The organism is Thermocoleostomius sinensis A174, from assembly GCF_026802175.1.
In the GTDB taxonomy this organism is placed as follows: Bacteria; Cyanobacteriota; Cyanobacteriia; order Elainellales; family Elainellaceae; genus Thermocoleostomius; species Thermocoleostomius sinensis.
The window spans coordinates 2,252,646-2,274,863 of record NZ_CP113797.1; the positions used below are offsets into that span (position 1 = coordinate 2,252,646).

Here is a 22,218-nt window from a genome sequence, read left to right on the forward strand (position 1 = left end):
TAGGGATGAGCTTGTTCCATAACGATGAACCGATCGCCTTTTGATTTAAGGAAGTGTGATAAATTCGCTAGCACTGGTTGATACAGATCCACGAACCAGCGCTGTAGCGGCTTGTAAAGCTGCCAACCGCTCGTCCATTACCCGCTCAGGTGGAACCAGATCCAACACCTTGAGTTGCTTCAAGCGCTTCTGGGTTTGACCGGGAGCACAGACAATAAATACTGGACGCTCTTTGCTAACTGCCTCTTTCACCACATTTTCAACCGCTAGGGAGGCGGTCACACCCAGCAGTGGTACATCTGTGAGATCGACAATCAAGACATCTGAGTCTTTCATCGCCGATTGTTCGCGAGCGATCGCTTTGGCGACTCCAAAAATCATTGGTCCGCTGAGGTGGAACAACAGCACTCGACCATTGGCTTCATCAAGCAACAGTTTTTCTTCACTGCTCAGTTGAATTTTGTCGTCCACATCCGTGATCGTTTTGACCGATTGGGATTGCAGTTTAGACAACCGCTCGATTGTAAGAATGTTGGCAATGAAGACACCCACACCCACCGCAACAATCAAGTCCACTAGAACCGTCAACAGCATAACGCCGTACATGATCAACGTGCCCTTGAGGGAAACATGGTGAGCACGTTTGAGGAAACTCCAGTCGAGAATATCAATCCCCACCTTGAGGGCAATTCCAGCTAACACTGCCATTGGAATCGATTGCGTTAGCGGAGCCGCCCACAATACAACCACTAATAAAATGAGCGCGCGCGTTAATCCTGACAGAGCCGACTTCGCACCCGTTTGAATATTGACCACCGTTCCCATTGTGGCTCCGGCTCCGGGCAATCCACCACAGAGACCCGAAACCAAGTTGCCAATCCCCTGTCCAATTAACTCTTTATCAGACTGGTGTTGTGTGCGCGTTAAACTATCAGCAATAACGGCTGTTAACAATGTATCAATACAGCCCAACAAGCCCAGCATTGCCCCATCAATCAGCATTCGTGTCATTTCCGACGCTGTAAACACAGGTAGCTGAATCGTGGGCAACCCCATGGGAATCTCACCGATCCGACGAATCTCAACATTAGAGAATAGGGTCAGCGACACAATCGTTCCCACAATCAGCGCCAAAAGTTGAGGCGGTATCAAGCGCTTGAACTTGGACGGCATTAAGAAAATAATGGCAAGCGTCAACACGCCCAGAGACGTTTCCACTGGATTCATGTTGGCGACTAATTGGGGCAGCGCTTGCAGAGTGCCCAACACACCGCCCTTAGGAGCCGCTTGTCCCAGAAATGGCGCAATTTGCAGGATAATTAGAATGATACCGATGCCCGACATGAAGCCCGAAATGACACTGTAGGGCATCAGGGTAATGTATTTACCCAGTCGGAACACCCCAAACAAAATCTGAAAAACTCCCGCTAACATGACCACAGTAAAAGCCATAGCTAGCCCATGGTCTTGATTGGCAGCCGTCAAACTGGCGACCACGGCTGTCATCACCACGGTCATCGGACCGGTGGGTTCAGAGATTAATGTGGGGGTCCCACCAAACAGGGCCGCAAAAAATCCAACACAAACGGCTCCGTACAGTCCAGCCACAGGGCCAGCACCCGAAGCCACACCAAAAGCTAGAGCGAGGGGTAAAGAGACGATCGCCGCTGTAATCCCTCCAAATAAGTCACCTTGTAGATTTCTAAAATGAATGCGATTGGTTAGTTGCATGATTCGGTGAATGAGCTATGAAAGCAAATAAAGGAAGCGATTATGTAATAAAGTGGGTTTCTATAGATTTTAATCTATTAATACTCAAATTAAAATCTAGAAAAATCTATGATTAAGATTAAAATAACATAAACCTTGTGATAAAACTCGATTAATTGATTAGCAATTCCAATGACTTTCTGTGCAATTTGCTTATGGATAACTGAGTGAAATGGAACCAAAGGCACAACGCCGTATCTTGGCAAGTAGAATAGCGAGCCATCAGCTTATCGATGACGAGTCAAATGCTTGCACTACGAATTTCCGTTGAAGGTAGTTACGGTTAACTGTCGGGCAGACCTTGGCTTAAAACCAGATGATCGGGGGCTAGATCGGTTGCGGGAGGTGCAACCGCATCATCAGCAGGCAGGGGGATTTCAGCCAGCACAGGCGCGTTTTCCTGATAGATCGCCAAGTCAAACCAGAAGGTTGTGCCGACCCCTACCTCACTGACCAGATGAACTTCGCTGTGATGCTTTTCGATAATATTGCGTACGATCGACAATCCTAGTCCCGTTCCTTCCAGCGTATGCACACGGTTTTCGACTCGGAAAAAGCGATCGAAAATGGCCTGTTGATCTTCAGGATCAATGCCAATGCCAGTATCAGCAACTTCAATGCGCACATGGGTGACGGGTTGATGATAGCCAGCAGGGTCAAGCAAGTAGGCACGAATGGCAACTCGACCGCCCGCAGGCGTAAACTTCAAGCCATTGCCCACCAAATTAGAAAACACTTGCAGTAGCAGATCATAGTTACCCAACACTGGCGGTAAGTCTGGTTCAATATCTTGAATCAGTTCAATGCCTTTGTCACGAGCGTTGAGTTGATGAGTGCGCAACGTTTGCTCGATCGGCTGAACAATTTCAACTGCTTCAAAATGATAGCGCTTGTTCGACTCTAACCGAGATAAATCTAAGACATCATTCACCAATCGCGTGAGGCGATCGGTTTCACGATTGGCTGTTTCCAAGAACTCGCGCCGTTCTAGTTCACTCAGGCTATCACCATATTCATGTAACGTTTCAATAAATGATTTGATATTGAACAGAGGTGTTCGCAATTCGTGCGACACGTTACTGATAAATTGACTCTTGGCTTCGTTCAGTTCTACTTCGCGGGTAATATCTTGAACGGTAATCGCAATGCCCCGTACATTTTCCCGATGTTGGTCTAAGACTGTGTTCAGTAGCAGTCGAACAGTTCGGTTACTGGGATCAGGGAGAGTCAAGCGAAATTCAGCCCCTTCGCGCAGTTCTGCAGGCGGATCGCCAGACGCAAGCTGATACAACGGCCGTGTTAATTCCACCTTGACACTATCTGGCAAGTGATGCAGTACATTTTCGCCTAACAGGTGCTCGTTTTCGTCCCAAGCAAAAATCCGTTGTGCGGTGGGGTTCACCAAGATTACCCGCATATGTGTGTCTAGTAACACCGCTCCATCGGCGATCGTTGAAACTAGAGTTTCCAGCTTGGCTTTTTCGGCCGTCAATTCTTCAATATTTTGTTCTTCATAGCGTTCCAATCGCTCGGCCATTTCGTTGAAATTGAGAATTAACTCGCCCAATTCACCCCGCACGGGGAGATCAATGCGCTGCTTGAAGTTACCGGCTGCAATATTTTTGACGCCTTGCAACAATTCCTTGATGGGTTTGGTGATGATTAGGGCATTAAACACGGCTCCCAGAATTACCATGACCCAAATTGAGATGAACACAGCGATCGTCACGTCTCGCGTGAGGTGGGACGATGTTACTACCGTTGGATTTGGGTTAATGCCCAACGCTAACACGCCCAAATGTTCCCCATTGTAAATCAGGGGGATGAACACATCGGTGACTTCTCCATCCGGCGTAATATGTTGCCGCACCATGGGTTCTTCTTGGTTCTCGGCATAGTTCTCGGGAAGTTGCATCCGCCGCCGAATTGTCAACGAATTCTGTACTTCGGACTCTGAGAAAGGGATGCCAAAGAAAATTTCTCCATCGTTGTCGGCATAGAGCATGTAGCGAACGCTGGAGGTGCTGCTGTAGAAACTGTGGGAAAACCGAGCCAGTTCAGTGCGATTGTTTTCTCCTACCAACGGAGCTACATTGGCTGCCAACAGCAAGCCCAAATCGCGACCGAAGCGTGTATCATTAAGGCGAGCATCTTGCTGAATGGTATTCACTGCCCAGAAGGTGAGACCACTCATCAGCAATGAGACAACCAGAGTGGCGGCTGCCATCAAGCGGGTCTGGAGAGTGAACTCTGACCACCATCGGGCAATGATGTCTCTAATTTGGTTCAGCAAGTTTAACAAAGCAACCAAGCACCTAAGAATTAAATGGCTTTAACAACTTTCGTTGAACACAGTTCCACTAAATCTCTCTATTTTACAATTCGAGTCTAAGTATTTACTACTGCTCTCGATCGCAACCTTGGATTTATTCTATCGGTATTGCGGCATTGACGCCTCGTGAAAGATTCCCAGATCTCCACTTCAAGGCTTGGTCCGCTGAGTGAACCAAGCTCAACCCTGCTCTAATGTCTCTTCAGCCATTCAATAGATAGAGTGGTACGCAATCTAGTTCTAAGGGAAACAATAACAATTCAGTTTAGTTACCAGCAGGATTGTAACCCTACCCTATTCGATCGCTCGATGCCCAATATCTCGACGGTAATACATGCCCTCAAATTCAATGGTTTCCACCGCTGCATAAGCTTGAGCAATCGCTGCCTTAAAGTCTTCGCCCACAGCCGTTACATTGAGAACTCGCCCCCCATCGGTGACCAACTGGTTTTGCTTGAGCTTTGTACCCGCATGAAACACGATCGCTCCAGTTGCTTCAGCTTGGGCAATACCTCGCAGTGGCAAGCCTTTCTGATATTTTTCCGGATAGCCCTTAGCCGCAATCACCACACAAGCCGCAACGCCCGGTTTCCAACTTAACGGTGGAAATTCATCCAATCGTTGCTGCACACAGGCCAGCATTAGCGCATCCAGTGGTGTGTCAAGCAAGGGAAGCACAGCCTGAGTTTCAGGATCACCAAACCGGCAGTTAAATTCGATCACCTTCGGATCACCCGCGGGTGTAATCATCAATCCGGCATAGAGCACTCCGCGATAATCAATTTCCTGCTGCCGGAGTGCGGCGATCGTCGGCTCCAAGATCTCTTGCTGAATCCGCGCCATTAGGGCAGGGGTCACAATGGGAGCAGGTGCATACGCTCCCATACCGCCTGTGTTGGGGCCGGTATCACCATCGCCAATCCGCTTGTGATCCTGAGCGGGCAGCAGCGGTCGAATGGTTTTACCATCTGTGACGGCCAAAATCGACGCTTCTTGTCCGCTGAGGTATTCTTCTACAACCACCGTATAGCCTGCTTCACCAAATTGCCCTGCAAAGGACGCTTCGATGGCCGCAATGGCGTCAGACTCAGTTTCAGCGACGGTGACACCCTTACCCGCCGCTAAGCCGTCTGCCTTGACAACGATCGGCGCTCCCTGCGCTTTTACATACGCGATGGCCGCCGCTGCATCTGTAAATACCGCTGCTGCCGCCGTTGGAATGTTGGCTTGCTTCATCAACGCTTTAGACCAGGCCTTACTAGCTTCAACTTGCGCACCAGCTTGGCTGGGGCCAAACACCATCAACCCCTGTTGCTGTAGATAGTCTGTGATACCAGCCGCTAGGGGCACTTCTGGTCCGATAACAATCAACGCCACATTGTTGACCAAGGCAAACCGACCAATGCCCTCAAAGTCGCTAACGTTCAATGCCAAATTCCGACACCGCTCTAGCCTAGCTGTTCCACCATTGCCAGGAATACAGAAGACTTCTTGTACTCGTGGAGACTGTAGCAGTTTCCAGGCAAGGGCATGTTCGCGCCCTCCACTGCCGACAACCAAAACTTTCACGCTTTACTCACCCTTGGATAACGTTCTAATTGCTTAACGAAAGTTCAACTCATTATGTCATACCACTGTCAAAGCCTTGTGCCTCTGTCAAAGTTTTACTCCGCTTTTGGTAGGAACGTTTTTGTATTTTTCGACTCATTCATTTATGGGGTTAAGTCTAGGCGAGCAGCCCCTTGGCAGCCGTATTCTAGCGGTTAAACTGTAGAAGGCAAATTTGCCCGATCGCCTGACAACTGGCAACCTATGACAAAGAAAAATTCGTCAAGAACCAAGATTTAATCTGTAGCTTGTTACTCCCTATTTCTCATACCAACTCTTTGTCATGCTGCATCGCATTCACCCAACGCCTGCGCCTCCTCTCCTTGTTAAGGGGAGGTTAGGAGGGGTCAGTATACGGTGCAACCAGATAGAGCATGGGTATCAGCACCTTTCTATTTCTACTTCCATTCAAGAACTGTCAAGACATTGAGCTATGAGCTTCTCCATACATGAGTCAAAAAAATACTCCCTGCCGTTTCCAATTTTATTTTTAGCTGTTTTACCGATTTTTCTACCCATCTTCCTCGTGTTTCCAGCAGTGGCTCAAGGAGAGAGTGCTACCGAGGAGCCAGCGGCCATACCCGAATTGCCAACCGTACCATCTACCTTTCCCGAACCGCCCTCGGAGGCAGACATTGAGGCAGGAGCCACGGTCAACCCGTTGGAGTTGAATCAACCTGATCCGCTGTTACCAACCCTAGCCGTCGATCGCCCCTTGAGTCCGCAAGAACGCAGCATTCTAGATACGTCCTTGGATGAGTTGAATCGCCAAGCTCAAGCGCAGCTTCAGTCGGGAGATTTAGCAGGGGCCTTGCAAACCTGGACACGAGAACTGCGGCTACGGCGCTTTTTGGGTCCAGCCGAGGAGGTGGAGTCGCTGAGCCGGGTGGGAGAAGTGGCCTGGCGCGAAAATCAAGTCACAGAAGTCCGGTTCATTACCCAGCGGTTGCAGGAGATTGAGCAAGAGATCGAGACCCGATCGCCTGTTGACTATGATTTACTGCTGCAAATTGCTCAGGCCTATCAAACGCTGCGGGCACGGGATCAAGCCGTGGAATTATATACGCAACTGTTGCAGCAAGCTAGGCAAGAGCAAAACGTCGATCGCGAGCAACAAATTTTGGTAGCACTGGGCAGCATTCACCTCGCTTGGTTTGACTTTGCCAATGCGGCCACTGCTTACGAGCAACTGCTGACGCTGGCCCAATCTCGCAATGATGCCGCTACCACCATCGAAGCGCTGACTCAGCTATCGCGCATCTATCAAGATAACAATCAGCCTGAGCAGGCGATCGCGGTGCAGCAACAGTTGGTGGAAATCTACCAGCGGCAGCAGCGGTACGATCGCATTACCGAATTGAAGCAATCGATTGGTGATAACTATGTCGCCCTCAACCGCCCAGATTTAGCCGCCCCCAATTATCAGGAAGCCTTTGCTGTAGCGCGATCGGCACAGCAGTACGCTTATGCTGGAGATGCTTTGCAACGGTTGGCAAATCTCTACGTGACCTTAGAGCGGTTTCAAGATGCCTTAACGGTCTATCAACTGCTGCTGGATGTGCGACAACAGTCCTATGACACCCTCGGCATGATGAACACCTATGACCAAATTGGGCAACTACACCAAACGATGGGTAACGAGGCACAGGCGATCGCGGCGTTTCAACAGGGTTTACAGCTAGCTCAGCAGTTAAATTACAAAGTGAGTTACTTCAATACGCGCCTTCAAGAACTGGGGAGGCAGTAATAGCACCTATCCGCGCCACATTCTTCGCCCCAAATTTTGAGGCTACGGCTTCGTCCCGATCAACTTCACCCACTGAGGCAGCCGTTTTACCTGATTTGGCAGCGATGGATGAAGCATCGTAGCTTCAGATGAAGTGCGAGCAGTCGTTAACAGTTTCAAATTCACAATTAAATATAGGCATACAGTAATTGTGATGGCTTGGCTCAGCTTAGTCAGCATTTTTCTCATCCTCACGCATAACGCTATTGTGAGGAACACCCTACTTGATGGCATCCGAAATTTATCGAGACTCATTCGCTGAAGTCGGCGATCCGCTCTCAGGTTTTTTACGCAATTCATCCCATTGCTGAACCAATCCAGCCAACCCAAATCGCCCTTGCAGGATTGAGCATCCCTCGATACCTTGAAAGAAAGCCAAATTAAAAGAGCTATTTTCTAATTGTTTTTTTAGCGTCGCTATTCTATGCTTTCTATGCCTGATTACGGTTTAAATTCATCGATCGCCCCTATCAGTGTTGAGGAGCTAGCTAACCGTTTGGCTGATTCCTCAGCACCGCTACAGTTAATTGACGTGCGCGAACCCGCAGAACTGGCGATCGCCAAAATCGAAGGATTTATTAATCTACCCTTGAGTCAATATAAACACTGGGCTGAGCAAGTTCCTATGCAGTTTGATCTGCATACAGAAACGATCGTCCTTTGCCATCATGGCGTTCGATCAGCCCATATGTGCGATTGGCTACAGCAGCAAGGATTTACGCACGTAAAGAATGTAATGGGAGGCATCGAAGCCTATGCCATCAAGGTTGACCCTACGATCCCGCGCTACTAATTTTTTAGATGTCTAGTTAATTTAGTTGAAAAAGTAACGGGTCAGATTGAGACAGCCTGATTAAGTTATCGTTATATTACAGTTAACTTGACCTCGATTGATCTGGTGATTGATCTGGCGGGTTGATTGATCAGCCTTCTTCTCCATACCTTATAACGTCAATCTATAACGTCAATCGTTTAGCCAAGCAGTTCAGCCTAACTATTTGCGCCATGTCCATCCGAGTGAAGCTCAGTCCGCGACAGCAACAGGTTCTGGGAGCGACGGTTCGCCACTACATTGCAACGGCTAGGCCAGTAGGGTCTGAGGCGCTGGTCGATGAATTTTACCCCCGCGTTAGCTCTGCTACGATTCGCAATGCCATGGGATATTTGGAAAAAGCGGGGCTTTTGTATCAACCACACACCTCGGCAGGGCGAGTTCCGTCTGATTCAGGTTATCGAGTGTATGTTGATCACCTAATCACACCCTCGGAATCGCTTTCTCGACAGGTCGATCAACTGCTATCTACTCAGTTGAATCCAGAAGAACTCCGTATTGAAGCCCTATTGCGCGGAGCGGCTCAGATTCTGTCTACCCTCAGTGGCTATATTGCCCTAGTGACGATGCCACAAACGGGAGCGGCGCAACTTCGCCATCTTCAACTTGTACAAATTGATTCGGCTCAAGCCATGCTGATTGTGGTGCTGGATTCCTATGAAACCCAGTCTACGTTGATGGCCTTGCCTACTGGTCAAGATGGAACAACAGACCCAGAGCACCTCGATCGGGAACTGCAAATTCTTACTAATTTTCTCAATGCTCAATTGCGAGGTCGATCGCTTCAAGAAATTGCCTCGTTGGATTGGAGCGAACTTGGACGAACGTTCGATCGCTATAGTAATTTAGTGCGTGCGTCCCTTGCCGAATTGAACCGTCGCAGTCAACTGGCTATCTCAACTCAAATCTTGATTAACGGTGTCGCCGAAGTGTTGCGCCGTCAGCCGGAATTTTCAGAAATTCAGCAGGTTCAAACAATTCTCCAACTGTTGGAATCAGAACAAGATCAACTGTGGTCATTGATCTTTGAATCGGCTGAGTTGGACAACACAGGCAAGCGCGTTACGGTTCGCATTGGCGCAGAAAATCCCCTCGAACCGATTCGCAGTTGTGCATTGGTGACAGCAACCTATCAGCGAGGGTCGGTGGCAGTAGGCAGTGTGGGTATTTTGGGGCCAACACGCATGGTGTATGAAGATGCGATCGCAATGGTAGAAGCGGCAGCGAACTACTTGTCGGATGCCATGAATCAATCGCTAAATTAAATAATCGCTAAATTAAATAAAGATAGACGCCTTCTAGTACACCCTTTTGTAGAGGTCACATTCACGCATGGATATCAGTGCAGCCTTGCCCACCTTTGTGGTCACGCTTCGCGAAGGAGTTGAAGCGGCGTTAGTGGTTGGCATTGTCTTGGCTTACCTCAACAAAGCAGAGCAAACTCGGCTTAATCCTTGGGTGTATGGAGGAATTGCAGTCGGTGTTGCAACCAGTGTGCTTGTCGGTATTGTGTTTAACGGCGTACTGTTGGCCCTGGAAACCTCCGATCGCCCGTATGCGCCTGTGATTAAGCAGTTCATGGAAGCGGGATTTGGGGGAGTGGCGATTCTGCTGCTCAGTTGGATGCTGGTTTGGATGACACAGCAAGCCCGATCGATGAAGGCAACCGTAGAAGGCGCAATCACAGTTGCGCTCAATCAATCGACTCGGGCCGGCTGGGCAGTGTTTGGACTAGTGACAATCGCAGTATTACGAGAAGGGTTTGAAACGGTAGTCTTTATTGCCGCCCAAATTCAGCAAGGGTGGATTCCGGCGATCGGTGCACTGGCAGGTTTAGTGGGCGCAGTCATCATTGGCGTATTACTCTTTCGCTTAGGCGTCAAAATCAATCTGCGCCGTTTCTTTCAAGTCATGGGTATATTGCTGTTGTTAATTGTTTCAGGTTTGGTCGTCGGCGCTTTGCGGTATTTGGATCATGGCGTTGCCCTGCTATCTCAAATTAATCCAAACTATGCCGCACTTTGTCCCAGCACTGACTCCTGCATCTTAGGTCCCTTAGTCTGGGATACCAGTGGTATTTTGCCCGATCGTCAGTTTCCTGGTGTTTTGCTCAAAGCCTTGTTCGGATACACCCAGCGATTGTATTTAGTGCAGGCGATCGGCTATCTCATCTTTTTGCTAACGGTGGGCGGGCTATATGTTCAGACCCTCACAGGTTGGAACCTGTCACCCTCACGCCCAGACGGGTTCCCCCAACCAGACAAGTAGAAACAGGCAAAGGTGCAGCGCAAGTTAAAGACTAGATATTTTATTTATAAACACAAGATCAAGATCAACTAACTACCCAATACAAATGGGCGAGATGCTGTCCCGCCCGTTGTTGTAATCCTGAGTAAAGATGCGGTAGAAATGCAGTGAATCAGCCGTCGTCTAAACTTTACTAACGGTAGAATTACTGGGCAAGTATCCTAATTCTCTGAGCGCACTAATCACCTTTGTCGTGCTTTCTTCTAGCGTTTCAAGATCTGTTCGGCATTCCACTTCTGGAGTGAGGGGCGGCTCATATGGATCATCAATACCGGTAAATTGCTTGATTTCTCCGGCCCGTGCCTTTTTATATAATCCTTTTACATCTCGTTCTTCACAGACAGACAGAGGCGCGTTCACATAGACTTCAACAAAATCGCCAATGCGGGCGCGGACCTCGTCACGAATATCGCGATAGGGAGAAATAGCAGAGACCAACACAATCACTTCATTGCGGGTTAGCAGATGAGCGACAAACCCGATGCGACGAATGTTTTCGTCCCGATCGGCCTTGCTGAATCCTAAGCCTTTCGTCAAGTTTTCTCGCACCACATCTCCGTCTAGAACTTCCAACTTATATCCTTGGGCGCGTAATTCTTGTTCGACTGCCATTCTGATCGTGGTTTTGCCAGCACCGCTTAAACCTGTGAACCATACGGTTACGCCACGTTGCGTTTTGTTCATAGTTGCTCTCTGCGTACTTATAAATTGGGACAACGAAAATAAGGACAACGAAGGAGTTATAAACTGTGGATGCTTGCCAAAAACCTCCTCAAGTTGTTCCAAATCAACTAGACTCGCAAAGAATCAAGACCCTATCAGTTCTGAAAGGGTAGCTGAATTAGACCTCACTTTGGAGTTCGGGCCGCTCCAGACCTATTATGGAAGTATCCGGAGAATTGTTGCTCACTCTATCAAAGTTTCAACAGCCCGACCGGTTGGATTGAAGTCACTTTATCAAAGTTTTAAGACTATTGCGAAGATTTACGGAGAAAAAACAAGAAATTTACACCCACCGAACTCAAGCAGACCCAGTAGACCATAGGCTTTGCAGCGCAGAGAGGTTGCCATGACCAAACGACGATCGACCAATTTAAACACAGCGAATCAAAAATCCGCAGACGCTACTGAAACAGGGCAACCGGGGAATAGCCCGCAAGCATCCAGCAAAGCATCTAAACCCGTCGTAGAACGACTTGCCAAGGAGCAACCGAACCCAATCGCCACGGAACCGATCGATGTTTCGAGTTCACCCATAGAAGACGAAATAGATTCGTCAAAACTTCACACATCAAAACTTCAACCATCGGCTGCATCCAAGGCGAACAATAAGATGGAAATGAAGCTCGAGAAAAAATCAGACCTTCAGTTAGAATCCCAGCCAGAGAAACAAACGGATGCGAAGTCGGACACCCCCACGACGGAGCTAGAAGTGACGATCGCTGAATTAAAAGCGCACTTGATCAGCGTGCAACAAACCGCCGCTCGACGAGAAACCGAACTGCAAGAACAAGTCGCTCGACTGCAAGCAGACTTGCAAACCAAACAAACGCAAATCAGCCAGCTTCAAGCGGAGTTAGACCAAACCCACCACCTCAAAGCAGAATTGGAAGACGCCAAGAAAATGATTTTGCAACTTTCGCAAATGAATGCTCAACCAGCTCCACCAGTTCCGTTACCCAAAAAACAACCCGCTGAACCTGAATTTTCTACAACGTCTCAGCCTGTCCGCTCTCAGCCTCTATCTTCAACCGCACCTCCTGCTAGGGAGTCGCGTCCTGCTTATCCTCTCGTAACGCGGCAGCCGGAACGGCCAGCTATTGCGCGGGGAAGCCTACCAGCCATGTCGTCTGAGCCACCAGAGACCCCATCTGGTCAAGGTAGCAAACTCTCAGATATGGATTTAGGGTGGGTTGATTAAGTTGAGAATCATGGCGATCGGCGGCTGACAGGATTAAGATAGATGAAGAATTAAGCGGTTAATTAATAAAATCTATTTACATGCCCTCAATCTTCACTCCCCTGTCTTCCCGCCGGAATGCTCCAACGATTCATCGCCTTGCTAACGGATTGACCATTGTTGCTGAACAAATTCCCGTTGAAGCCGTTAATTTAAATCTGTGGCTTGGAGTTGGTTCTGCGATTGAAACCGATGACATTAACGGCATGGCTCACTTTCTCGAGCACATGATCTTCAAAGGCACTGCCCGCCTCACCAGTGGTGAATTTGAACAGCGCATCGAACAACGGGGAGCCATTACCAACGCCGCCACTAGCCAAGACTATACCCACTACTACATCACAACCGCGCCTCAAGATTTTGCCGAGCTAGCACCACTACAGATGGAAGTGGTTCTCAACGCTGCGATTCCAGATGCGGCGTTTGAGCGAGAGCGGCTGGTTGTCTTAGAAGAAATTCGCCGTTCTGAGGATAATCCTAGACGCCGAACATTCTATCGATCGATGGAAGCAGCGTTCGATCGGCTGCCCTATCGTCGCCGGGTGTTGGGTCCCGCTTCCGTAATCGAGCATCTTCGCCCCCAACAAATGCGCGACTTTCATGCTACTTGGTACCGCCCTCAGTCCATCACAGCAGCAGTCGTGGGTAACTTGCCCGTTGAACAGATGATTGACATTGTGGCTGAAAGCATGATTTCGTCTCCAGAAAGCGTCGTCAAATCTAGCGATGCTTATTCGCCAGCGTTCCCAGATTCCAATCCAGAACAACCCTTCACCACCATTCAACGTTACACCTATGGCGACCCCAGCTTACAGCAAGCCCGATTAGTCATGCTATGGCGAGTGCCGGGCATGGCAGATTTGCCCCAAACCTATGCACTGGATGCATTGGCAGCTGTTTTGTCTCAAGGGCGTACTTCTCGATTGGTGCGAGATTTGCGAGAAGAACGGGGACTGGTGTCGGGAATTTCTGTCAGCAACATGACTTACATCCACCAGGGTCTGTTCTATATTTCAGCCCAACTTCCCAGCGAAAATTTGGACGCGGTGGAAGCTGCGATCGTTCAGCACATTCAATCTCTGCAAACTACACCCATCCATGAAGCAGAGCTACGACGGGTACAAACGCTGGTTGCCAATCGATACATTTTTGGAAACGAAACGCCTAGCGATCGAGCCAATCTCTATGGCTACTACCAAGCTGTCATGGGAGATTTAACTCCCGCCTTTGACTATCCCGATCGAATTCAACAATTGACGGTAACGGATTTACAAGCCGCTGCACAGTCCTATCTACCCACGACAGCTTATCGCATCATTACGACTAAACCTGAAGCATCCGACAATTGCCATTGAGATGACTGATTGATAAAGACAATCAATTCAGATTGGTCAATATCAATTCAAATCAGGTTCGATCGAATCCAGTTATCCATCTCCTGCTTAGGCTGATTCATTTTGGGTTAGTTCATAGCAAGGCAATTGCGCTGGTCTATCCAAGGTCAGTCGTTCGGAAGAAAAAGACAACTGAGTTGGTTGCAGACCGTCATCCGATCGCTGGTCATCTAGCAACAAACTTTCTGATTGGTGGTTTGCAGGTCGCTGTCCCTCAAAGGCTGGAAGCGTCACCAGTCGCTCTAACTGATGCCAGCTCGAAGCAAACGGCGGAGATGCAAGAGAACAAACCTTCCACCTGCCCTGAACAGACACTCCCAATTGCCGACAGTGCCCGCCCCGTCGTCCCTGCATTTCATAAAATACACAGTGACGACAAGAGGAAATAGTGTGTTTTACATGGCTCATAGCAGGTGGAATTTCCAAAAGCGTTCTTCATCTTTATTCTCATCTGCGGTTTATTAGCAATGATTGGATAAAAATTGCCATCAAATGGTTTACAGCATTGGGTTTTAGCGATCCCAAAGAGAAAAGAATCATTTAGATTCTTTTTATACTCTTGTTAAATTGTGGATACATTTTTGAGAAACATTGTGGATCGACACTATGGCGAATAAACAAGTGATCTTCGCCTAAAACCCAGTGGGGATCAACCGAAAAACTAAGCGATTGCTAGGCCTTTAAAAAAATTGGCTTCCACAGAAATCCGTAAATTTCAAGTTGTAATATCCGTATATTGTTGCTAACTATCCGTGGAATTGCCGATGAGAACTGCACGAGAAATATGAAGATACATGACAAAACATTATGATTCAACATTAAAAATTTACTAATTGAAATTCTGCATTTTTCCCAAAGAAATCCCAAAGAAATAGATAAATCGCAACAGTGGGTGGTAGTTTCAAGCTGAAAACTGACTTTTCAACCATGATCTCAGTCCTCTTTGCTCTGAACGTACTAGTCCTTCATGAACAAGACATCGCACAAACCATCACACTATTCCCAGTCCATCGAGGAAGCTCGTCAGTTACTTAGACAATTTGACTGTCTGAATTCAGGTTTACCTTCAACCACACCAGCATCAATCGATCGACAGCAGCTTCGACAGGCACTTTTACAAGTAGCGTGCCAATCTGAGTATCAATTATTGGGAATTTGCGCAAACAACTTTGCCGAGGCACAACAAGCCCTAGTCAGCTATGCCACGGCACTTGGCTATGTCCTCAATGCAGAGTTAGTGGCGATCGACGGTCCGGTTTATATTAAATTCAATCCTAAATCAGGCGGATGCTATGTTGCCCCCTATGTAGGTAGCCATCGCGGCGTCTTAGTCTCTTGCCAATCAGCCTATGAAACCGATCTCAATGAGATGTACGGCCATTTGCCGTTGGACTTGTTTTTGGACTAAGCTGATCTGGTATCTAGATTCCGAACCATGAAACGCTGGGTAATCATATCGCTGAAAATCTTACCGCCATTACTCAGCGCGATCGTTTTGTTAGGTTGTCAATCGTGCAGTTGGTGGTCGCAGCCTTCAAAACCATCTTTACCGGCGGCCATTGAGGCGCAAGTGGTCAGTGTTCATGATGGTGACACAATGCGCGTTTTGCTCAATGGTGAAGAGGAACGAATTCGCCTTTGTGGGATTGATGCCCCAGAACTAAAGCAACGGCTTGGAGAAGCTAGCCGAGACCATCTTCGATCGCTTGTTAATACTGCCAATCAGCACGTTATAGTAACCATTGTTGACATTGATCGCTATGGTCGTAAAGTAGCAGAAGTTTCCCAGCACAACGGCAAGATTTTGAATGTAGAACAGATTAAAAGTGGAAACGCTTACCTTTATCGGCAATACGCTTCCCGCTGTCCTCACAACCTGCAAATGGAGCAAGCAGAATTCAGTGCTCAACGTTCCCGAATTGGAGTCTGGAAATATCCAAACGCCCTTAAACCTTGGGAGTATCGCAAAAAACAGCGATCGATTGTCTGAACGCAGCGCTCCATCCAGTTTTCTCAGGTTTTCTATCCCACAGCATTCATCCAAATTCCCGACTTCCTATTCTCTATTTCCTCCCCCTGACTTCCTATCTCTGCCGTTCCATCCAGTTCAAACATTGCTGCATCTGCTGTTGCATTATCGTGCGATCGGCATGATAACGTCGTCCATGACCAGGTAGTACCCACTCAAAGGAATAGTTGGCTAACTTATACATCGATTTAATCAGTTCGCTCCAAGAATACCAACAGGCCCGCCGAAAGGCATACAGATGCTGCAATGAATCTGACCAAGCCAGGTGATCTCCCGTGAATAGAAACGTGTTGTTATAAAGCAACACCGTATGACCTTTTGTGTGACCTGGAACTGGAATAATGAGTAGATCTGTTTCTAGCTGCATCGGTTCCAGTCCAAATAATTGAATTTCCACACCCTGAGTATCATAACTGATCTCATCTTGGTGCAAAATTCGATCGCAACCAAAGTGCTGATGAAATCTAGCGTGATCGGCTACATCATCACGATGCGTTAAGTATAGGTAACGAATTCCACCTAATTGTTCAAGGCGTTTGACCAAAGGTGGCGTAAAACGAGGGGAATCGACTAACACATTTCCGTCTGGGCGTTGGATTAAATAACTGGCAGCCCCAAACGAATCTTCGGAGTGGTAGCCACAGTGGTACACCGTTTCAGCGATCGGAATCGGAAAACTGGCCTGCGCTTGCCGAATGTCGGTTGGTTTTTCTACCGTGCCGATTGAAGCAGTAGGACAAGATAAAAGAGCTTGCATGGCTCGCAGACGCGCTTGTTCGTCGTTGGGTTGCTGATAAACGGCTGATTGACTGCCCACCCGTGAATAGATGTCTGGAGCCATCCAACGGCAAGTATCACAATCAATACAAGTTGAATCTACATAAAAGTTGCCGCTTGCATTTTCTAATCGTCGTCGATTTAAAGTTGCCATCGATCGTCCTCTAATCAAGTTTTTCAATATCGTAATGACTACGACTTACTTCTCCATTGTGACGTTGTCAGGCGTGAATGGGGAGAAACAGCCATCTGGAAGTTTGATTGCGGGTAATGAATAGCTAGTCAATGATGAAGAATGCTTAAGCCTCTAGACGGTTCTCATCATTCAATTTGGAAGCTCGTTTGAGATGAAACAAATGGAGCGGTTGCATCAACTTCAGCAGCCTGAAACGGGGCATAAGTCTGTCGCCGATCGCACCGTCGATAGCGTTATTTATGCGATCGAGCCAGTACAAATTCAAGGAAAAACGCAAGGTATATTCATGGTTGCCTACATCACAGCCGATGAACGCTGTTGCAACTGTGTGCTAGAGCATAAATCCTTTGGGATCGTTCGTATCGATCGCCAACGCATCACACAAGCAGTCATCAATTTGGTAGATAATACTAACAAGCACACCCCAATTCATGGAGTTATTGCCTTGGGTTCCGGATTAACCCATGACTCTGTTCGGTTCTGGGTGCGCGACACAGGGAAGGGGATTGATCCAACCGATCAAGAGCGGATTTTTGAACGGTTTGCCCAGGCTACCAAAGGACTCTATCGCTCGGAAGGAACTGGCTTGGGGTTGGACATTGTGCAAGCAATCGTCACGGCGGCTGGCGGCAAGGTACAGCTTGAGAGCCAACTGGGTTGTGGCTCTACCTTTTCGCTGGTACTACCAAGAGTCTTGCCCCAATGAGGACTTCATCGCGATCGATGTTGGTGAGAAAGCTGCGATTCACGCCGATCTATTAAGATGACAACGGTCACCTACAATCTATCATCCAGTTATCGGGGGGCAAAATGGCTAAGGTGTTTGATTGCATCACCGATGAATTGCAACAATTTATTGCCAAACAACACATGTTCTTTGTGGCAACGGCTCCGCTGAGTGCAGCCGGACACGTAAACCTTTCACCCAAAGGATTGGATAGTTTTCGGATTCTTTCCCCTAACCGAGTTGCTTACCTTGATTTGACCGGTAGCGGCAATGAAACATCCGCTCACTTGCATGAAAATGGGCGAATTACGTTTATGTTTTGTGCCTTTCAGGGCAAACCTTTGATTTTGCGACTGTATGGGAAAGGCCAAACGATTCTATCGACCTCCCCCGCGTGGGAAGTGCTGCTGTCACACTTCTCAGATATGCCCGGTATTCGACAACTGGTGGTAGCAGACATCGATCGCGTGCAAACGTCCTGTGGTTCAGGGGTGCCACTCTACGATTATCAAGCTCAGCGCCAAGCCTTGCTGAAATGGGCAGAAACTAAAGGACCTGACGGATTGCAGCAATACCATCAACAGAAGAATTTGATCAGTATTGATGGACTACCAACACCGTTGGGAATGGAAGGTTAGGGAGTAAGAATTGAAGTTATGAGTTATTTCTCTTGTCTGGGTGAAATTTTAAGGATAGGCAATCGATCGCCTCGAAATATCTCTTCAGACGTCTGTCCCATTTCTTGAAGCCAATGGGCAATGGTTCGACTGCTGATTAGTATCAACAACAGAGGAGCCGTGCTCAAACTTAACAAAATTCTAGTGGGCATCTGTACGGGTGACATGAGTTTAATGGCAGAATAATGCAAATAGGTGTATAAAATTGGGTTGTGTGCTGTTTGAACACTAGAGCTACTACTCAAGATTATAAAGACTCTGGATGGTTAAAGGCTTTGGACATCTAAACGGAATTAACTGTTTGACGTGCCATTGTAGGTGATATTTGGGGTGCTATTTAGGATACAGAACAGGTCAACGAATTTTTGTATCGCTCAGTTTAGTGTGTTCAATTTTGGTATCTTTACCGAATTTTCAGTGACCCTGTACGGATAGTGACGAGGCTAGACGAAAAGTATTGTTGTTGCGGTGATTGAAGAATCGTTAAGCAAAAGGGCATATACATCGTTACAATGGCATGGGCCATTTCCTCAAAGTGCGAGTATGCTAGGTGCTCAGAAGTTGGGCGTGCCTGAAACCTTAGCGAAACGAACGCCGGGGTACTGAATGACAAATCCTGTGGAAAAATATCCTCCTTCCAGTTCTGAATCTACCCTACGTCAATGGCTGCATCAAGCGGTTGGCTTGGATGGCTTGCGGTTCAAACTTCAAGTACGTGGCAACAATCTGCATCTTTTGTGTGAAGCCGACCCCAGTCCCGATCGATCGACTGTTCTTCATCGATTGCTGCCTGCACTTCAGCAAACCGATCTAAATTCGTTGCTTCCTGACAATGCCGCATCAATCTATCAAGTACAGGTGTATGGTGGGCAGGCGGGGAATCTTCACCCGGACTGGGCCTTTACGATTTACTTGAATCAGTTAGATGAGCACATCACCCAGCTTCAGCAAGAGCAGCCTGCTATGGCGTCCTCTGTTCCGGCAACGGCTCACTCTTCTGGCCCTGTAATACCTCCTGAAATCACGGGGCTGGCGGTGTCGAATCGCAGCTTGGCTAAACAAGGCAATGAAATGGCGATCGCATCCTACCTAAGCGAGACGCTGAGTGATTTGGGCATTGCGGTGCGAGTCAGTGTCAAGAGCATTGCTTGTCCAATTAATTCCAACGTCTATTCCACAGATATTATCCGTACCGTCTCCACGTCTAAGCGGCTGTGGATTGCTTGCCAGGCTTCCTACAAGCCCGACCCGTCGCTAGTGTGCGACTCTGTGACTCAAAAACTGCGCGACCTTGAAATCGAAGGCTATCGTGATGCTGTCATTCTGTTTCAGGTGGCAGGTGAAACTCAACCCGATTGGCTTTTGCGCGTAGACCTGACGCCACCGAATGAAATGTTGCGCGACTGGGGACGTTGGGGGGATGTAGAAGCGATACAACGGCTGATTAACCAAGCGATCGCCCCCTTTGGCGCTTACGTTTCCACCGCATCGTTAAAGGAATCCAGTCTTCACCTGGTTTGTGCCGTTATTCCCCGTACTCCTGCCGACATCAATCCGGTTCCCGATCGCCAATCCATTCAGCAACAAGTCTTGCCCTTACTAGACTTGCTAGCCCCCCAAGGCATTCATACCGCTACCCTCTATGGACAAGTTCCTTACCAAGCTGCTCCGGCTTGGGTTGATTGGATTGAACTGCCGGCCGCCTCACATCCCGCGTTGGCTGATTCTCCGTTAACGCTAGCTCTTCAGGAAGATTGGAGTGCTGTTGCGTTTTTACTGCACCGCTTGCTAAATCCAGATCTAGATCAGTACCTCCTGACTGGAGGCATTCGGCTGCAACTGCTGCCCAAGCAGGATCTGCTGCACATCATGAGCGAATCAGTAAGGTGCCCAGAGCAACGCTATGTCAGCCAAACGATCGTGCGGTTCTTGAAGCAATTGAAGCTGCCAGATTTGGCAGGGGTGCGCATCTACGGACGCCGCGCTGGGCAAAAGCAGCCGATGTGGAGTTATGGGGCTGATTTTGTTGCAAGAGAGAGAATTATACCGGAGCCTGCTCCCGAATTTGCCGCTAGTGACGCCTATGTCAATGATCTAATTGCTCAGCCGACTGACGCCGTTGTTCGGCCGGAGTTAACACCCGAGATAGTACAGTCTGTCTGGAAATCGGCACGCGAACGTGCTTTGCACTGGCTTCAGCAGGCATTGATGCGAACACAACTCTTGGTTCCTATTAACGATCGCCCGAATTCTCCTGCTCTACCTGGCTCAAGTGCCCAAGGCTATGGAGTGGCGATCGTATGGGGATTGGTAGGAGCGCTGGTCGTTGTGCAAGCAAACTGGCTGCTGGAAAGTCTTCTCCGCCAAAAACCTGCCACGGTTGCCACTCAGCCTACCCAGATGGCTGATGCAGCAACGTCTACCGCTGTGGTGTCTTCTACAACGCCTGTGGAAACTGAAGAACTGTCTGAATTCCCCTTCGCCGATGTCAAACTGCCGCGATCGAGTCCAACAGATAGAACCGCGTTTGATGCCGACAAATTTACCGAATCAACAGGCTCTTCCCAGGCAGCCGCTGAGCAGACAGAAGCGCAGAAGACACCCCCGCCAACCAACTTGCCTTATACCCCTCAAAACCTGGCTGTCAATTTAGCGCTAGCTCAAAGTTTGGAGGCTGAATCGTTTGCGCCAGACTTCAACAGCCGCCAATTTAATGACAAGCTGCAACTTTACTACCGAGTGCTGGAAGAGTTGGGTCCGCCCAATGTGTTAATTGTTGGTAGTTCGCGGGCACTGCGTGGCGTTGATCCAACCGCGTTAGAACAGGCGTTGGCAGACCTAGGACATCGCGATGTGCAAGTCTTCAACTTTGGCATCAATGGGGCAACCGCTCAGGTGATTGATTTGCTATTGCGGCAGTTATTAACGCCAGAGCAATTGCCCGATCTGATCGTGTGGGCTGATGGGGCACGTGCGTTTAACAGCAACGCTATAGATGTGACCTATAACGGAATGACGGCATCGCTTTCCTACCAAGAGTTGGCCCAAGGACGACTGCAATTGCCTCAAGTTGGGATCGCCTCGTCTGGTGCTGAATCTGTGGCACCATCGGCAACGGGTATTAATGTGACGCTGACAGACAGTTACCAAGCCCTCGATCGCTGGCTCAGTCAACAGGTGGCTCAGGTGGTGCGCCCTCATCAAGAACGCGATCGGCTCAAACAATTGATTCAGTACCAGATGGCCCGGGTGCTTCCCGCCACAGAACCTGCCTCTATCCCAAGCGAATTGCTGGCTTCTGATGGCAATTTGGCCTTGTCTAAAACCACCACTGCTTTTCCTTCCCAGTATGAATTTGTCGATGCGGCTGGGTTTCTCTCGTTGGGGGTGCAGTTTAATCCAGCCACCTACTACCAAAAATATGCTCGGGTTTCAGGAGACTACGATCGGGATTATCTAGATTTTCAAATTACTGGCGTCCAAGAACAAGCACTACAAGCTTTGCTGCAATATACCCAACAACAGCAAGTGCCAGTGGTATTCGTTAACTTGCCGATGACCGATGAATATCTAGATGCCACTCGCAGAGGATACGAGCAACAGTTTCAAGCGTACATGATCCGTCTAAGCTTACAGCAGCCAGGACTTTCCTTTCATGATCTCAGCGAAGCCTGGCTAACGAACTATGAGTATTTCTCCGACCCAAGCCATCTAAATCGCTATGGCGCTTATGCCGTTTCCCAGCGGCTGGCCCAAGATCCACGTATTGCCTGGCCACAGTCGGTCAATACAAATAAAGAACCGCTAGACTAGTGAGATTGGA

The 22,218-nt window shown here is 48.5% G+C and carries 19 protein-coding genes; 11 read left to right on the forward strand and 8 right to left on the reverse strand.

Annotation, left to right across the window (positions count from 1 at the left end):
• Positions 1-45 precede the first annotated feature (45 nt).
• The 3 genes from bicA to purD all read right to left on the reverse strand — a co-directional run bounded on the left by bicA (position 46) and on the right by purD (position 5,671).
• Entirely contained in the window at positions 46-1,731 is a 1,686-nt protein-coding gene (gene bicA / locus OXH18_RS09795; protein WP_268612477.1) for a bicarbonate transporter BicA, read from the reverse strand.
• Between the two features lie 322 nt (positions 1,732-2,053).
• Positions 2,054-3,997 (reverse strand): two-component system sensor histidine kinase NblS, encoded by a 1,944-nt coding sequence (nblS, locus tag OXH18_RS09800; protein WP_390904390.1) that lies wholly within the window; start codon positions 3,995-3,997, stop codon positions 2,054-2,056.
• A 399-nt stretch (positions 3,998-4,396) separates the two neighbouring features.
• A complete protein-coding gene (gene purD / locus OXH18_RS09805; protein WP_268612480.1) occupies positions 4,397-5,671 on the reverse strand; it encodes a phosphoribosylamine--glycine ligase in 1,275 nt (424 codons plus the stop codon).
• 472 nt (positions 5,672-6,143) lie between these two features.
• On the opposite strand from purD, the gene OXH18_RS09810 reads away from it, so the two are divergent.
• Positions 6,144-7,457: a tetratricopeptide repeat protein gene (locus OXH18_RS09810; protein WP_268612481.1), complete on the forward strand. Its 1,314-nt coding sequence runs from the start codon at positions 6,144-6,146 to the stop codon at positions 7,455-7,457.
• A gap of 42 nt (positions 7,458-7,499) precedes the next feature.
• Here the strand turns inward: OXH18_RS09810 and OXH18_RS09815 are convergent, their stop codons facing one another.
• Positions 7,500-7,676, reverse strand: coding sequence for a hypothetical protein (locus tag OXH18_RS09815; protein WP_268612483.1), 177 nt, complete (start codon positions 7,674-7,676; stop codon positions 7,500-7,502).
• 253 nt (positions 7,677-7,929) lie between these two features.
• On the opposite strand from OXH18_RS09815, the gene OXH18_RS09820 reads away from it, so the two are divergent.
• The 3 genes from OXH18_RS09820 to OXH18_RS09830 all read left to right on the forward strand — a co-directional run bounded on the left by OXH18_RS09820 (position 7,930) and on the right by OXH18_RS09830 (position 10,596).
• Entirely contained in the window at positions 7,930-8,289 is a 360-nt protein-coding gene (locus tag OXH18_RS09820) for a rhodanese-like domain-containing protein (RefSeq protein WP_268612485.1), read from the forward strand.
• A gap of 212 nt (positions 8,290-8,501) precedes the next feature.
• Positions 8,502-9,593 (forward strand): heat-inducible transcriptional repressor HrcA, encoded by a 1,092-nt coding sequence (hrcA, locus tag OXH18_RS09825; protein ID WP_268612487.1) that lies wholly within the window; start codon positions 8,502-8,504, stop codon positions 9,591-9,593.
• 67 nt (positions 9,594-9,660) lie between these two features.
• Positions 9,661-10,596 carry an FTR1 family iron permease gene (locus OXH18_RS09830; protein WP_268612489.1) on the forward strand — a complete coding sequence of 312 codons (936 nt, stop codon included), beginning with the start codon at positions 9,661-9,663 and terminating at the stop codon, positions 10,594-10,596.
• A 162-nt stretch (positions 10,597-10,758) separates the two neighbouring features.
• Here OXH18_RS09830 and cysC read toward each other — a convergent pair whose 3' ends face one another.
• Positions 10,759-11,319, reverse strand: a complete 561-nt coding sequence (gene cysC, locus OXH18_RS09835) for an adenylyl-sulfate kinase (RefSeq protein WP_268612491.1) — start codon at positions 11,317-11,319, stop codon at positions 10,759-10,761.
• Between the two features lie 385 nt (positions 11,320-11,704).
• On the opposite strand from cysC, the gene OXH18_RS09840 reads away from it, so the two are divergent.
• Together OXH18_RS09840 and OXH18_RS09845 are read left to right on the forward strand one after the other, a co-directional pair.
• Positions 11,705-12,556, forward strand: a complete 852-nt coding sequence (locus tag OXH18_RS09840; RefSeq protein WP_268612493.1) for a hypothetical protein — start codon at positions 11,705-11,707, stop codon at positions 12,554-12,556.
• An 80-nt stretch (positions 12,557-12,636) separates the two neighbouring features.
• Positions 12,637-13,950, forward strand: a complete 1,314-nt coding sequence (locus OXH18_RS09845) for a M16 family metallopeptidase (protein WP_268612495.1) — start codon at positions 12,637-12,639, stop codon at positions 13,948-13,950.
• Between the two features lie 87 nt (positions 13,951-14,037).
• Here OXH18_RS09845 and OXH18_RS09850 read toward each other — a convergent pair whose 3' ends face one another.
• Positions 14,038-14,397: a hypothetical protein gene (locus tag OXH18_RS09850; RefSeq protein ID WP_268612497.1), complete on the reverse strand. Its 360-nt coding sequence runs from the start codon at positions 14,395-14,397 to the stop codon at positions 14,038-14,040.
• Between the two features lie 559 nt (positions 14,398-14,956).
• Between OXH18_RS09850 and OXH18_RS09855 the strand changes: the two genes are divergently transcribed.
• Together OXH18_RS09855 and OXH18_RS09860 are read left to right on the forward strand one after the other, a co-directional pair.
• Positions 14,957-15,397 carry a DUF1824 family protein gene (locus tag OXH18_RS09855; protein WP_268612499.1) on the forward strand — a complete coding sequence of 147 codons (441 nt, stop codon included), beginning with the start codon at positions 14,957-14,959 and terminating at the stop codon, positions 15,395-15,397.
• Between the two features lie 27 nt (positions 15,398-15,424).
• Complete coding sequence (locus OXH18_RS09860) at positions 15,425-15,979, forward strand: thermonuclease family protein (protein WP_268612500.1); 555 nt, start codon at positions 15,425-15,427, stop codon at positions 15,977-15,979.
• A gap of 94 nt (positions 15,980-16,073) precedes the next feature.
• Here OXH18_RS09860 and OXH18_RS09865 read toward each other — a convergent pair whose 3' ends face one another.
• A complete protein-coding gene (locus tag OXH18_RS09865; RefSeq protein ID WP_268612502.1) occupies positions 16,074-16,949 on the reverse strand; it encodes an MBL fold metallo-hydrolase in 876 nt (291 codons plus the stop codon).
• A gap of 193 nt (positions 16,950-17,142) precedes the next feature.
• On the opposite strand from OXH18_RS09865, the gene OXH18_RS09870 reads away from it, so the two are divergent.
• Positions 17,143-17,697, forward strand: coding sequence for a sensor histidine kinase (locus OXH18_RS09870; RefSeq protein WP_268612504.1), 555 nt, complete (start codon positions 17,143-17,145; stop codon positions 17,695-17,697).
• Positions 17,698-17,801: 104 nt separating this feature from the next.
• Positions 17,802-18,356 (forward strand): pyridoxamine 5'-phosphate oxidase family protein, encoded by a 555-nt coding sequence (locus OXH18_RS09875; RefSeq protein WP_268612505.1) that lies wholly within the window; start codon positions 17,802-17,804, stop codon positions 18,354-18,356.
• Between the two features lie 23 nt (positions 18,357-18,379).
• Here the strand turns inward: OXH18_RS09875 and OXH18_RS09880 are convergent, their stop codons facing one another.
• Positions 18,380-18,562 (reverse strand): hypothetical protein, encoded by a 183-nt coding sequence (locus tag OXH18_RS09880; protein ID WP_268612507.1) that lies wholly within the window; start codon positions 18,560-18,562, stop codon positions 18,380-18,382.
• Positions 18,563-19,001: 439 nt separating this feature from the next.
• Here OXH18_RS09880 and OXH18_RS09885 point away from each other — a divergent pair, with 439 nt between their 5' ends.
• The gene (locus OXH18_RS09885; RefSeq protein WP_268612509.1) at positions 19,002-22,208 is read left to right on the forward strand and encodes a hypothetical protein; all 3,207 of its coding nucleotides are present in this window, start codon (positions 19,002-19,004) and stop codon (positions 22,206-22,208) included.
• Positions 22,209-22,218: the final 10 nt, after the last annotated feature.